Annotated in this window: 10 protein-coding genes; 3 read left to right on the forward strand and 7 right to left on the reverse strand. The window is 63.2% G+C overall.

The features are described 5' to 3' along the window. Positions 1-49: 49 nt before the first annotated feature. From BA011_RS18925 to BA011_RS18950, 6 genes are all read right to left on the reverse strand, one after another. Complete coding sequence (locus BA011_RS18925) at positions 50-1087, reverse strand: ABC transporter ATP-binding protein (RefSeq protein ID WP_065281585.1); 1038 nt, start codon at positions 1085-1087, stop codon at positions 50-52. Further along, positions 1084-2751 carry an ABC transporter permease gene (locus BA011_RS18930; protein ID WP_065281586.1) on the reverse strand — a complete coding sequence of 556 codons (1668 nt, stop codon included), beginning with the start codon at positions 2749-2751 and terminating at the stop codon, positions 1084-1086. Before BA011_RS18930 ends, BA011_RS18925 begins: the two co-directional genes overlap by 4 nt. A gap of 63 nt (positions 2752-2814) precedes the next feature. Next, positions 2815-3837 (reverse strand): iron ABC transporter substrate-binding protein, encoded by a 1023-nt coding sequence (locus tag BA011_RS18935; RefSeq protein ID WP_065281587.1) that lies wholly within the window; start codon positions 3835-3837, stop codon positions 2815-2817. Positions 3838-4048: 211 nt separating this feature from the next. Then, positions 4049-5587 carry an aldehyde dehydrogenase family protein gene (locus BA011_RS18940; RefSeq protein ID WP_065281588.1) on the reverse strand — a complete coding sequence of 513 codons (1539 nt, stop codon included), beginning with the start codon at positions 5585-5587 and terminating at the stop codon, positions 4049-4051. Between the two features lie 26 nt (positions 5588-5613). Further along, positions 5614-6897 carry an NAD(P)/FAD-dependent oxidoreductase gene (locus BA011_RS18945; RefSeq protein ID WP_065281589.1) on the reverse strand — a complete coding sequence of 428 codons (1284 nt, stop codon included), beginning with the start codon at positions 6895-6897 and terminating at the stop codon, positions 5614-5616. Between the two features lie 68 nt (positions 6898-6965). Continuing rightward, complete coding sequence (locus tag BA011_RS18950) at positions 6966-8396, reverse strand: VOC family protein (RefSeq protein WP_065281590.1); 1431 nt, start codon at positions 8394-8396, stop codon at positions 6966-6968. Between the two features lie 84 nt (positions 8397-8480). On the opposite strand from BA011_RS18950, the gene BA011_RS18955 reads away from it, so the two are divergent. The 3 genes from BA011_RS18955 (at position 8481) to BA011_RS18965 (ending at position 11020) form a co-directional block, all read left to right on the forward strand. Further along, the gene (locus tag BA011_RS18955; protein WP_065281591.1) at positions 8481-9389 is read left to right on the forward strand and encodes a LysR family transcriptional regulator; all 909 of its coding nucleotides are present in this window, start codon (positions 8481-8483) and stop codon (positions 9387-9389) included. Positions 9390-9457: 68 nt separating this feature from the next. Next, positions 9458-9694 (forward strand): Lrp/AsnC ligand binding domain-containing protein, encoded by a 237-nt coding sequence (locus tag BA011_RS18960; protein ID WP_003543721.1) that lies wholly within the window; start codon positions 9458-9460, stop codon positions 9692-9694. A gap of 147 nt (positions 9695-9841) precedes the next feature. Next, positions 9842-11020 (forward strand): glycosyltransferase family 4 protein, encoded by a 1179-nt coding sequence (locus BA011_RS18965; RefSeq protein ID WP_065281592.1) that lies wholly within the window; start codon positions 9842-9844, stop codon positions 11018-11020. 69 nt (positions 11021-11089) lie between these two features. On the opposite strand, the gene BA011_RS18970 is transcribed toward BA011_RS18965, so the two are convergent. Continuing rightward, positions 11090-14401: an oligosaccharide flippase family protein gene (locus BA011_RS18970; RefSeq protein WP_065281593.1), complete on the reverse strand. Its 3312-nt coding sequence runs from the start codon at positions 14399-14401 to the stop codon at positions 11090-11092. Positions 14402-14541 lie beyond the last annotated feature (140 nt).

Below are 14541 nucleotides of genomic sequence, written 5' to 3' on the forward strand. Positions count from 1 at the left end.
ACTAAAAATGATAGAGCCCGCGCCTTCAATAGGAGGCGCGGCTTTTAGTTCAGCTCTCGAAGACATGCGCCTTGCCGGCGATGTCGAGGCGAACGAGATCGCCTCGCGCCGGAAGGGCGACGCTCGAGGTCTTGATCAGGATCGGCGGCAGCGCCACGCCGTCGAGCGACACGGCGACGGTGCAGACCGCGCCGCCGAATTCCACCTCGACGACACGTCCGCCGTGGTTGCTATCGCTTTCATCGGCGACGACGCGGATCTGCTCGGGCCGCAGCATGATCTCCGCCTTGCCCTGACGGCTGCCTTCGACGGCGACGCGGCCAAGGGCGCAGTCTGCCAAACCGTTACGAATGATGGCGGGAAGCAGCACGGCATCGCCGAGAAACAGTGCCGTCTCGCGATCGCGCGGATGCAGATATAATGATTGCGGCGACCCGGCCTGGATCAGCCGTCCCTCCCTCAGAACCGCGACCTGATCGGCAAAGGTCAGCGCCTCTTCCTGGTCGTGGGTGACGAGGATGGTGGTGATGCCGGCCGCCTGCAGCACGCGCGCAACCGCCTTGCGCATATTTTCCCGCAGACCGGTATCGAGGGCGGAGAAAGGTTCGTCGAGCAGCATCAGCCGCGGCTTGCGGCCGAGCGCGCGGGCAAGCGCCACGCGCTGCTGCTGGCCGCCGGAAAGCTGATGCGGGCGCCGCGCCAGCATGCCGCGGTCGAGCTCGACCATATCGAGCAGTTCAAGTACGCGCTGCTCGCGATCCGGGGCCCTTCGTTCGAAGCCGAAGCCGATATTCTCGGCAACGCTTAAGTGCGGAAACAGCGCGCCATCCTGCGAGACGATGCCGATGCCGCGCTTGTGTGCCGGCACTGTCGCCGGACCGTCGGCGAGCAGGTCGCCGTCCAGCGTCACCCTGCCGACATCGGGTTGCTCGAAGCCGGCAATGATGCGCAGCAGCGTCGTCTTGCCTGAACCGGACGGGCCGACGACGGCGGTGCGGCTTCCGGCCGAGACCTCGAGCGAAATATCCTTCAGCGCCTGGACGGGGCCATAGCGCTTGCTGATGTTCTCGATCGTGAGCAGCGTCATTGGCCGGCGGTCCGTTTCGATTGGGTATAGAGCATCAGGGTGAGCGGCAGCGACAGCACGACCATCATGAAGGCGTAGGGGGCGGCGGAGACATAGTCGATCTCGCTGGTCAGCGACCAGAACTTCGTCGCCAGTGTATCGACGCCATTGGGCGACAGCATCAGTGTCGCCGTAAGTTCATTGGTGATGCCGAGTGCGGCCAGCGCGACGCTGGCGGCCGCTCCCGGTGCGGCAAGCCGCATGGTGATCTGCCGCACCGCCTGGCCCGGGGTGCGGCCGAGGCCCATCGCGGCGCGCTCCAGCTCCACCGGGGCCTGAGCGATGCTGGCGCGCAGCCCGACCATGGCGCGCGGCAGGAAAAGCATCACATAGGCGACGAGCAGCGTTGCGAAGGTCTGATAGAGCGGCAGTACGAGACGCACGGTGATCGTCACCAGCGCCAGCGCCACGACGACGCCCGGCAGCGAGCCGACATAATAATGGCAGGCTTCGAGCACGCGCTGGAAGCGGCCCGGCGCACGCACGGAAAGCCAGGCCATCGGTGCTGCGGCAATCGTCGCCAGCACGCCGCCGACAACGGCAAGCACGATGGTCTGCAGGAAGGCGGTGCCGACTTCGATGCGCCAGATATCGGGGCCGCCGAGATAGAGCCAGCGGCCAAGCGTCACCAGCGGCACGCCGAGCGTCAGCGCCGTCAGCATGACGGGCAGCAACATGGCCGGCACCACGAACCAGCCGAGCCGACGGCGGTCCGCCGGACGCGGCGAGCCGGAGCCGACGCGGGCATAACGTTCATTGCCGCGCACCAGCACCTCGAAGCCGAGCAGAAAAAGACAGCAGGCGACGAGCACGCCGCCGAGCATGTTGGAGGCCGGGCTGTTGTAGGAGGACTGAAACTGATCGACGATCGCCGTCGCGAACGTGTCGAACCGGATCATGACGAACAGGCCGTATTCCGAAAGCAGATGCAGCGCGATCAGCAGCGAGCCGCCGCAGATGGCAAGTCTCAGCTGCGGCAGCACGGCGCGGAAGAAGACCCGCCAGGGATTGAGGCCAAGCGAGGCCGCGGCATCCTCGATGGCCGGATCGAGACGGCGCAATGCTGCGACGACCGGCAGGTAGAGGAACGGATAATAGGCGATGACCGAGATGAAGACGCCGCTCTGCAGGCCGCGCATGCCGGGAACGAGGCTGACCCAGGCATAGCTGTGGACGAAGGCGGGCACGGCGAGCGGGGCGATCGCAAGCCAGGCCCAGAGCCGCGCGAAAGGAATGTCCGTCCGTTCCGTCAGCCAGGCAAGCGTCACGGCAAGCGCGATCGACAGGGGGATGGTGATCGATTCCAGGAGAACCGTATTGACGAGAAGTTCGCCGACGCGTGGCCGGAAGACCAGGGCCTTCACTGTTTCCCAGCCGACATCGTAGGTGACCCAGCCGATGAAGCCGAGCGGCACGAGACTGAAGATCGCGACGAGGGTTGCAAGCAGGATCACGGAAGCGTGCGGCATGCGTCCGCGCGGCAAAACCATTCGCGCGGCTCTTGGCGCGACCGGCGCCTCGTTGCCGGATGCGAGCAATCTGTTGTCCTGCAGCAAGGCCGATGCCTTTACACGCTGAAAAAGGAAGGCAACCGCCTTTGAAAGGCGGTTGCCGGATATCGTCATGCCCTAAGGTTTTCTTGAGCCAAAAGCAATAGTTTTGGCCGGAGGAAGCCTGCGGCAGAAAAGCTAGATCAGGCCGGCGGCCGTCATCAGCTCGACGACCTTCTTGCTGTCGAGGGTCGAAGCTTCGACCTTCGGAGCATTGAGATCGGCAAGCGGAGTGAGCTTGTCGTTGGAAGGCGCATCCTTGCCGATGGCATATTCATAGGAATCGCCATCCTTGAGGACTGCCTGGCCAGGCTTGCTGGTGAGGAACTTCAGGAAAGCCTGCGCTTCCTTCATGTGCTGCGTGGACTTCAGGATGCCGCCGCCCGAAACGCTGACGAAAGCGCCCGGATCCTGGTTCCTGAAGTAGTGCAGGCCGACATTCTTGCTGTTCTCGCCGGTCTTGGCCTGATCGCCGAACCAATAATAGTGATAGATGATCGCGCCTTCGACTTCGCCAGCATTGACGGCCTTCATGGCGACGCTGTTGCCCTTATAGGGCGTGGCGTTTTCCTTGAGAGCCTTCAGCCAGTCGGCCGTCGACTGCTCGCCCTTGAGCTGCAGCAGGGCGGCGACGATGGCCTGGAAATCGGCGCCGGCAGGTGCTGCACCCCAGCGGCCCTTCCAGGCCGGATCTGCAAGGTCGAGCATCGACTTCGGCAGCTTGTCTTCGATGAGCTTCGTCTTGTCATAGGCGAAAACGGTGGTGCGGGCGGCAATGCCCGTCCACATGCCGTCAGCCGGTCGATACTGATCCGGAACCTGATCCAGCGTTTCCTTTTCGATGGGGGCGAAGAGGCCCGCGCCATCGACCAGCGTCATTGCCGGCGAATTCTCGGTCAGGAAGATATCCGCGGGAGAGGCGTCGCCTTCCTGGATGATCTGGTTGGCGAATTGCATGTCGCTGCCCTGACGCATGGTGACCTTGATGCCGGTCTCCTTGGTGAAAGCAGCGATCCATTCGCGGCCCAGGCTTTCGTGCTGGGCATTGTAAACAACGAGACCTTCGTCCTGCGCATGGGCGCTGCCTGCGAGCGCGGTGGCGGCGAGAAGCGAAGCGGCAAGCGCGAGTGCGCCAGAAAAACGGTTAAGAGCAATGTTCATGATGGCCTCCATGGCGATGTCACCCGAGCTCTCCAAGGGCGATGAGAGGCGTATATTTTTCCTGACTGCCGATTTCAAGTTTGGCTTGGCCGGAAAAGCCATCACAATATCTTGACTAAATATTTCATATTACAGGGGAATAAATCTCGAATTGGCAAAAAGGCGGCGCTTCCCGAGCGCCGCCTCTCTTTTGCAGCCTTTTGCCGCCGACTTATTCGACGTCGAACTTGACGCCCTGCGCAAGCGGCAGCGTCCTGCCGTAATTGATGGTGTTGGTGGAGCGGCGCATATAGGCCTTCCAGGAATCCGAGCCGGATTCGCGGCCGCCGCCGGTTTCCTTCTCGCCACCGAAGGCGCCGCCGATCTCGGCGCCCGACGGCCCGAGATTGACGTTGGCGATGCCGCAATCCGAACCGCGAGCGGAGACGAAGGTTTCGGCCTCGCGCATGTCGTTGGTGAAGATCGACGACGACAGCCCCTGCGGCACGGCATTGTGCAGTGCCAGCACCTCGTCGAAATCGCTATACTTCATCACATAGAGGATCGGCGCGAAGGTCTCGTGCTCGACCGGGCCGGTCTGATCGGGCATTTCGACAAGCGCCGGGCGAACGTAGAAGGCCTCGGTCGAACCGGTTTCGACGCGGTCGCCGCCGGTCACCGTGCCGCCGGCCGATTTCGCCTCGCCGAGCGCTGCCTGCATGTTCTTAAAAGCCTGACCGTCGATCAACGGCCCTACAAGCGTGCCGGTCTCGAGCGGGTTGCCGATGGTGACGGAGCCGTAGGCCTTCTGCAGGCGCGGCACCAGCTGGTCGTAGACGCTGTCATGCACGAAGAGACGGCGCAGCGTCGTGCAGCGCTGGCCGGCCGTGCCCATGGCGGAGAAGGCGACGCCGCGCAGCGTTAGGTCGAGATCGGCGCTCGGGCAGACGATCGCCGCATTGTTGCCGCCGAGTTCGAGAATGGCGCGGGCAAAACGCTGCGACAGGCGCGGACCGACGGCGCGGCCCATGGCGGTCGAGCCCGTCGCGGAGACGAGTGGGATCTTCGGATGGTCGACCAGCACTTCGCCGACCTCACGGCCGCCGATGATCAGCGTCGACAGATTGGCCGGTGCGCTACCGCCCTCGGCGACGAAACGCTTCAGTGCCTTCTCGAACAGCGCCTGCACGGCAAGCGCCGTCAACGGCGTCTTTTCCGAGGGCTTCCAGACGGTGGAATTGCCGCAGACCATCGCAAGTGCGGCGTTCCACGACCAGACGGCAACCGGGAAGTTGAAGGCGGAGATGATGCCGATCACGCCGAGCGGATGCCAGCTTTCCATCATCCGGTGCTCGGAGCGCTCGGTGGCGATCGTCAGGCCGTAGAGCTGACGGGAAAGACCGACGGCGAAATCGCAGATGTCGATCATCTCCTGCACTTCGCCCAGGCCTTCCGAGGTGATCTTGCCGACCTCGATCGAAACCAGACGGCCGAGCGCCGTCTTTGCGGCGCGCAGTTCCTCGCCGAGCAGGCGGACCAGTTCGCCGCGCTTCGGCGCCGGCACGGCACGCCATTCGAGGAAGGCTTGATGCGCCGCTTCGATCGCCGCCTTCGTCTCGGAAACGGAATGTTCCCTGAGTTTGCCGATTTCCTTGCCGGTGACCGGCGAAGTGACGGAAAGCGTGCCGCCGTGATAGCGGCCGGCATCGACGCCGAGTTCGGCGAGCAGTTTGGCGGTTTCGGTGGCGAGATCGAGGACGGCGATGGTCATTGTCGTGTTTCCAATCTTATTCTTCTTTAGAAGCGGGCATCGGCGAAATGGGCGACCTGAGCGCCGGCTTCGTACCATATTTCCTTGAGTGCACGGAAGCTTGGCTCGGTGGGCGAAGTCAGCGGCAGCGGCAGATCGGCTTCCGGAAGCCGGCCGAGGATATGCTCCGCCAGCGTACGGCCGAAGACCGTACCGGGGGCAATGCCGCGGCCATTGTAGCCCGAAAAGCCGACGACACCAGGCGCGAATTTGTGGAAGCGCGGCAGCGCATTGTCGGTCATGCCGATCTGGCCATACCATTCACACTGGAATTCGACGTCGCCGATAACTGGGAAGAGCCGCTTCAACGCGCGTTTGGCCCAACCCTTGTGTACGGCCAGTCCGGTATTGCGCAACGCCCCGACACTGCCGAAAACGAGGCGGCCGGCCTGGTCCATGCGGAAGGAGGAGAGGATTTCCTTGGTATCCCATGCGCCTTCCCGCCCGGGCAGGATCGACTGGCGCAGATTGTGGCCGAGCGGCACGGTGGCGAAATTGAAATAGGGCAGATGCACCTGTTCGCTGCGCACCTGCTCCCACGGACCGGTGCTGTAGGCATCCGTCGCGACGATGATCCACTCGGCGCTGACCTCGCCTCTTGATGTCTTCACGGTCCAGCGGCTGCCGTTACGCTCCGTCGCGATGACCGGGCTGGATGTGTGAATGGCGACGCCAGCCCTGACGGCGGCATGGGCAAGGCCGCGCGCATAGGCAAGCGGCTGCAGGGTGCCGGCGCGGTTGTCGAGCAGAGAACCGGTATAGGCATCGCTGCCGATACGTTTTGCCGTTTCCGCCGCATCGAGCAGCGTCACGGCTGCGCCGCGGGCGGACCATTGCGCCGCGCGATTTTCGATTTCCTTCAGCCCGTCCGCGCCGACCGCGCAATGCAGCGTGCCGTTCCGTTCGAGTTCGCAGGCAATCTGATGTTTGTCGATCAGCTCCATGACCAGCTTCGGCGCATTGCCGAGCAGATCGAGCAGACGTTCGCCATGCACCGGGCCGAGCACGTCGGGCAGATCGTTCGGCATCACCCACATACCGGCATTGATCAGCCCGACATTGCGCCCGGCGCCGCCGAAACCAATCTCTTTGGCCTCCAGCAGCACCACCTTCGACCCGGCTTCGGCAAGATGCAGGGCGGAAGAGAGCCCGGTGTAACCGCCGCCGACGATGACGACATCGGCCGATACCGCGCCTTCGAGAGGCGAGGTCGTCGGCGCTTCGGGCGCGGTCTTTTCCCAGAGGCCGTGGGAGCGCGGATCATTCAGCATGGCTCAGTCCGATCAGAGCGAAATCGCGGATACTCTAATGCAAAAAAGAAGGTGTTGAACCTGCCATTTCACGCAACGGTCTTCAACGGCAAGCCCGCAAGGCCGAGCGCTTCCAGCGCTGAATCCAGCGATGCCGCCTGGCGTTCGGCGTAGAGCGCCAACTCGTCCTGGACGGTGGCGCCGAGTGCTGTCTCGAAGGCGTCGCGGTTCGAGCGGGTCGCGTAGTTCTGCTGCTGGTCGGTACCGAGGTTCGACTGGAAGATGCCGGCGGCGCTGACGGGCAGGAAGTCTTCGTAGACGATCGGAGTGAAGGCGAGGTAACCCTTGGCAATCAGTGCCTCCGGATCGCCGGGCAGCGTGCTGCCGGCCGCAGCAGCAATGCCCGCAGGCGTCGCGGAATAGCGGAAGAAGGCCAGATCCGCCCTGCGCAGCTCGTCCCAGCTGTCCGGCAGCGCCTTGAAACGCGCGGCGAGTTCGTGGTCGTAGGCGCCGGCCTTGGCGCCGCCGGCGCCGACCTGCACCTCACCGCGAACCGAGGCGAGCAGTTGGTCATAGAGCACCCGGCCCTTCGCCGTCAGCGCCACGCCGCGCTGTTCGATCTCGCCGAAGCGGGCGGTATGCGTCCCTTGTATCGCACCGTCATCACCGGAAAAGGCGATCGTTTCCTCCAGCGCCTTGAAACTCGTCTGTCGTAGCAGGATATCGCAATGACGGCGCGGCGGCCCTTCGATGACCGCCTTCGGCGTGATGCCGCGTTCCGGCATGCGGGCCTGGACCGCATCGATATCGAGCGTGCGCGGCGTCAGATGGTTGATGTGCGGCCCCTTGAAGCTGACGACGTCGGCGATCAGCCGATGCGCATCGTGCAGCCGCTTGTAGGTTTCGGCGCTGACTGTTGCTTCGCCATGCCAGCGGAAGGTTTCCAGCGCCTCGGCGACGAATTCCGTCGCCTCCGCCTCGGTCAGGCCGCCGTTCTGCTCGTGGCGCTCGACCAGCGCGACGGCGCGCGGCGTGTAGATCCGCCGTTTCGCCAGAATGGCTTCGGCCTCGCCGCGCAACCCCTCGTCCTCGATCAGGTCCAGTCGCAGCAGCGAGGTGAAGACACGGAATGGATTGACGTTGAGCGCTGCCTCGGCGATCGGCCGAAAGCTGGTGGAATGAACCGGCACGCCGGCGACCGAAAGATCGTAATAGCCGACCGGCTGCATGCCCATGACCGCAAACAGCCGCCGAATGGTGAAGAGTTCGTCGGCCGTACCGAGCCGGATGGCGCCGTGACGCTCGACATCGATGCGCTCCAGCTCGCCGGCGCGGGCCAGGCGATCGCGCAGGTCAGGATCCTTTTCGAGGCAGCCGGCATTCACATCCGCCACCAGTTCGATCAGCGTGCCGTATTGCGGCACCTCCGCCCGGTACATCTGCGACATCGCCTCGGTAAACAACGATCGGATGCGGTCCGGGGAAACGAAGGCTTGCGGCATTGGGAAACTCCGGCTCATTCCGTTTTTGCAGGATGAACCTCTTTACACGCGCGACAAAGCCGCAAATATCGCTATTTCGGAAATAGTCCATTCTGAAACGGAATGACCATGCTGACGTCTAGACGTTTTCTGCCATCGATCTCGCATCTCGCCGCCTTCGAGGCGGTCGCCCGCACCGGCAGCGTGACGGCAGCGGCGCGCGAACTCGATCTGACGCAGAGCGCCGTCAGCCGCCAGGTAAGCGCGCTGGAAGAGCAGCTTGGCGTCGAGCTCTTCCTGCGCGAACGCCAGACCATGCGGCTGACGCTTGCCGGCGACGGATATGCCCGTGAGATTCGCGAGGCCCTGCGACGGATATCGAGCGCTTCGCTGAACCTGCGCGCCAATCCGCACGGCGGCACGCTCAATCTCGCCATCCTGCCGACCTTCGGCACCCGCTGGCTGGCGCCGCGCCTGGGACGCTTTCTCGCTGCCAATGCCGGCGTGACCATCAATCTGGTGACCCGGCTTTCGCCTTTCGATTTCCGCCTCGATTCGATCGACGCCGCCATCCATTTCGGCCATCCGCACTGGCCAGGCGCCGAACTCGCGTTTCTGATGTCGGAGCGCACGGTGCCGGCATGCAGTCCTGATTTTCTGAAGCGATACGCGATCGCCGAGCCGGAAGATCTGCTCGCCGTTCCGCTGCTGCACCTGACGACGCGTCCCGACGCCTGGGAGCAATGGTTCGCAGGCAATGGCGTTTCCTTCGAAAGCGTGCACGGCATGCTCTTCGACCAGTTCGCTACCGCCGCGCAGGCCGCAATCGCCGGCCTCGGCGTTGCCCTGCTGCCGACATTCCTGATGCAGGAGGAGATCAGGCGCGGCGATCTCGTCGCCGCTGTCGACCGTGAAATGGAAAGTCGCGAGCGTTATTATCTCGCCTCTCCGCCCGAGCGCGCCGATTATGCGCCGCTTGCCGCCTTTCGTGACTGGATCGTCGCAGAAGCCACCGCCAATCCGACTGCGTGACGAACGGCTTGCATCGGCATGGCGCTTTCGACCATTATGCCTACCAAACAACTTTGCAGGAAATCTCCATGAAGCCGATCTTCGTCCAGCTCCAATGCGCACCCGGCAAGACCTATGATGTCGCCGACGCCATCTACCAGACCGAACTGGTCTCGGAGCTCTATTCGACCAGCGGCGACTACGATCTGCTGCTGAAGGTCTATATCGAGGAAGGCCAGGATATCGGCAAATTCATCAACGACAACATCGCCAATATTCCCGGCATCGTCCGTTCGCTGACGACGCTGACCTTCAAGGCCTTCTGAATTCCCGTCAGACGCGGTTAACCTTTTTGGCGAAGATTGGCCTTCGCAAGCGGTCGCTTAAACCGTGCCTTAACGCCGGACATATCTGGTCGTTGCTGTGTTAAGAGCCCGCATCAATACGGGCCGGCGTGCAGCGATAGGTGGAAAATGTCGATTATCGAGGCAGATAGGGTACGCGAAAGCCCGCAGTTGGGAACGGGCCCCCTGATCGTCCATGTCGTGCGCCAGTTCCTGCCCAACCGCGGCGGATTGGAAGACGTCGTCGCCAATCTCGCCCGCCAGACCGTGCGCCGCGGTTACCGCGTGCGCGTCGTCACGCTGGATTCGCTCTTCACCGCGCCTGAAGACAAGCTGCCGCTTCGCGAAGATATCGACGGCATCGAGGTGGTTCGCATTCCCTGGTTCGGCACCAGCCGCTATCCTCTGGCACCGCAGGTTTTCCGCCATCTCGCCGATGCCGATCTCGTGCATGTCCATGCCATCGACTTCTTCTTCGACGTGCTCGCCTGGGGCCGGCTGCTGCACGGCAAGCCGATGATCGTCACCACCCATGGCGGCTTCTTCCACACGCGGAAATACGCGACGATTAAGAAGATCTGGTTCCGGACATTGACCCGTGCTTCGGCGATGGCCTACCGCCGCGTCGTCTGCTGCAGCGCCTCCGACCTCAAGCAGTTTTCCGAGATCGTGCCCGACAGCCTCCTGATCGAAAACGGCGCCGATATCGGCAAATTCGCCGACACCGCTTCGCGCCGGGCAAAGCGCCGCATCGTCACGATCGGCCGGTTCTCGGTGAACAAGCGCATCGACCATCTGCTCGATGCGATGGCCGCGCTGAAGACCCGCGACCCGGAATGGCAACTCGACATCGTCGGCGCCGAATCCGACCTGGACCGGGCGGATGTCGAAGGCGCAATCGAAAGCCGCCATCTTTCCGGCCGCGTCACCCTGCATGTGTCGCCCGACAACGACACCATCCGACGCGTCATCGCAGAAGCCTCGATTTTCGCCTCCGCCTCGGAATATGAAGGGTTTGGCCTGGTGGCGCTGGAGGCGATGAGCGCCGGTCTCCTGCCGGTGCTGAACGCCAACGATGCCTTTGCGACGCTTGCCGCCCGGCATCCCGTTCTCATGCTTGCCGATTTCACCAATCCTGAGACCGCCGCCACGGCGCTCGAAACGGCCTATGAACACCTTTGGCGCCAACCGGACACCGTTCGAACAGAGCTTCTCGACGCCGCCCGCGGCTATTCCTGGGATATCGTCGCCGGACGTTACATCGATCTCTACAGGTCGCTTGATGTCGTCGCCGCGAAAAGCATCTGATCCTGTCTTCCTGCCGCATAAGCTACAGCATTGCGCGTGTGAAACGACGCGGCGCTGTAAAATCGCCGGTTATGCTTTCGCCAGACGGATGATCTCGTCGAGCACGAATTTACGCGATTGCGGCGGCGTCAGATTGTGATCGGCATCCGGCAGCATCAGCAGCCGCACGTTCGGATAGCGGGAAAGCCTGGCGCCGCGCGGCCCGAAGTGGAAATAGACATGGTCGAGCCCGACATCGGCCACGCTGTAGATCAGCGTCAGCGGTACCTTACGCTTGCCGAACAGCGCGAATGAGTGCCGGACTTCGCGGGCGATATAGCGCCGGCCGGGAAGCAGCTCGAGCAGCGGCGCGATCCACGGCGACAGCCGGCGGCCGGCGGCTATGACGATGTTCCGCAGCGCCGCAACGACGTCGACCTGGCCGCGCAGCAGCCGCTTCAGCGTGTCGAGTCGCGCCAGGCGCTGGCTGTAATCATCAAGGCTACGCGGGACCGAGACGACATGCTCCCGGCGCACCGGCACGTCGGGATCCCAGTAATAGACGAAGGGATTGATCGACACGACTGCCTTCAGGCGTTCGTCGGCGACGCCGGCGCGGAAGGCGACATAGCCGCCGCTGCATCGGCCGGCGACCATGACGGGACCGGCGACGACGTTTTCGAGTAGATCGAGCGCGGCGACAGCATCTGCGGTCTGCGTGTCCGAATAAAGCACCTGTTCCGGCGCATCCGGCCGCGGCGGGCTGTCGCCGACATTGGCGGAATCAAAGCGCAGCGAAACGAACCCTTGGCGGGCGAGCTCGCGCGCCATATCAACCGTCGTCCGTCCCCAGCCGGCATGCCGGTCATAGGCCGTCGACAGGAAGAGCACGGCATTGCCCTTGATCTCGCCGAGCGGCCGGCTGACGACGCCGACCAGATGGTTATGGCTTCCGAAACGCACCGGCGTTTCCTCAAAACCTTCGCCGGCAAGCGGCAGGTTGTCGATCGCTGACTGCGAATGGGCGGCGGATGTTTCCGTCGTCGTCGCCTCCAGCCACGCCGTCAGCAGCGCCACGACAGCCATCGGCGTCTTGGCAAACAGCGGATTGGTGGCGAGCTCGTCATAACCTTCGAAAGCCTTCTGCTCGACATCGGCGCCAAGCGCCTTCAGCGCATCGGCAAAACCTGTATCCTCGGCCTTGGCAGGACGTTCGAGGATCAGGTAGCGGGAGGTTGCGAGCCCCTGCGGCGAGGTGATGTTGAGCTTGCCGAGCTCGGCAGCGATCTCTTCGGGCATGACGAGCCCGGCGATCTGCACCTTGGCGGTCTGGACATGCTCCTTGCCGAGGCCGAGATCGGCATCGATGATCTTGGACCACATGTTGAGTTCGCGAAGATAGGCTCTGCCGCTCAGCACCGGCGCCAGCATGACGAGGCTGTCGACGCCGTCGATCGAGGAACCGACGCGATGGGCAAGGGTCGCGCCGAGGCCTTGGGCGATGAGGATGACGCGGTCGCAGCCGCTCAGTGATTTCAGCTTGTCGGCGGCCGCACGGATCGAACCTTCCCAGGTTTCCAGCCTCGCCGGCAGTGCGTCGAAATCGAGCGCATCGCCGGTGCCGCGATAGTCGAAGCGCAGGCTCGCCACGCCGATATCCGAGAAATGCTCGGCCGCGACGCGGAAGAATTTACGGCTGCACATCTCCTCGAAACCCCAGGGGCTGACGAAGAGCACCGCGGCCGAACGTTTCTTGGCGAGAGGATTTTCAGGCATGAACAGCCCGATCGTGCCGTCGAAGACGACAGGCAGGGCGGCACTCCGTCCCGCACCTTCGGCCGGTTCGAGTGAGAATTCGCCAGGCGCGACCTTGGCGCGATCGGGATCGCCTGGAAGCCGCGGCGCGATGAAATTGATCGCGTGGCGGACCGGTCGCCGCAGCAGGGACGGCATCTTCTCGAGAATGGAACGCATGACTTCGACATCCTCGCCCGGCACGGCGCGCAGCACGCGGAGTGCTGCGAAATAGCAGAATGCGCCTGCGATGATCGCGCCGACCAATCCGGCCGGACCCTGGACGAATTCCAGCACTGAAGTCGCTCCGCAAGCGCAGAGGACGGAGGCGAGCGTCACCTTCGTCAGGCTTGCGTAGAGACCCGAAAGCTGGGATCCGAATCCTGTCTGTCTGATCATCATCACCGACATCGCAACGAATACGAGGATGCGCACGAGTGCGGCACCCTCGGCTGCAAGCCTAGGTATGATCAGTAAACAACCCGCTACCATCAGAAGGCCACCTATCACACTGATGTTCAGGCGGGAGCGGGCCCTGTCCATAGACAGCAGGTAGAGGCTGAGGATCTGCATGAAGGTATAGGCGGGAGCAACGAGCGCAAGCAGCGCCACCACCGTGCCGCTGCGGCGAAACGCTTCACCGAACACCACGAGCACCAGTTCGCTGGAGATCGCGGCAAGCCCGAGGCTCAGCGGCAGCACGATATAGGCCATGCTGCGGGTGACGGCGGTAAAGACCTCGACCGGCAACGTCGAATCGTCGCTGTTATGCCGCCGCTCGGAATAATAGGGCAGCAAGCTGCCGGTCATCTGGATCGGCAGTTGCAGCGCGATATTCGCGATCGACAGGCCGACGGCATAATAGCCGACCATCTCCACCGACCAGAACTGCTGCAGGAAGAGCAGCTCGAGCCGGTTGAGGAAAATGGAATCGATGATGAACTGGATCGACAGGATGACGGAGGAGGAGGCGAGATATTTCAGCGAGACTCCGCACCAGTCGCGCCGCGCCAGAAGGATCGGCAGCGTGGCGAAAAACAGCACCAGTTGGCCGAGCGCATAACCGACGAGAACGCCTTCGACGCCGTAGAAAACGGCGCCGACGGCAACGCCGGCAAGCTGCACGATCGAGACGGCGACCGTCAGCTTAAAGAAGGCGCCGAGCTTCTTTTCGCCGATCAGGTAGAATTTGACGAAGGAACCGATCGCCTGGACGAAGAACAGCACGCCCGTGACCAGAGCGACGGAGGGCGCGGTGTCGGCCCAGTGCATCTTTTCGGAGGTGAGGAAGAACAGCGCGTAGAGCGCCAGCAGCACGACGGTCGAGAACATCATGAAGCTGACGAGGATGGCGGCAAAACCCCGTCGGCGGCGCGCGTCGAAGCCTTCCGCCGAAAGTTGCGGCAAGGTCTTCAGCAGCGTGATGCTGGAGCCGAGCTCGGCGATCGAGGCGCCGGTCACCACCAGCCAGAGCGAAAAGGCGACGATGCCGTTGGCTTCCGGCCCGAGCAGCCGCGCGGTTATGATCGAGGAAACGAAGCCCGTCAGAAGCAGCAGCATGCCTGCCGCGCCATTCATCACCGAGTTTGCGATAATACCCTTCGACATCTGTCCATCCGTCAGGATCGGCCTAAAGCGCGTCGCGATCTTCAGATCGCTCCTCGCACTTTAGGTTTTTGTTTTTACGCATGTCGTTATCGCAAAACCGCTGCACACTTTTGCGCGACATGCTCTAAAGCCGCATACCC

Origin of the sequence: Rhizobium leguminosarum, assembly GCF_001679785.1 — a bacterium.
GTDB classification, from domain to species: Bacteria; Pseudomonadota; Alphaproteobacteria; order Rhizobiales; family Rhizobiaceae; genus Rhizobium; species Rhizobium leguminosarum_R.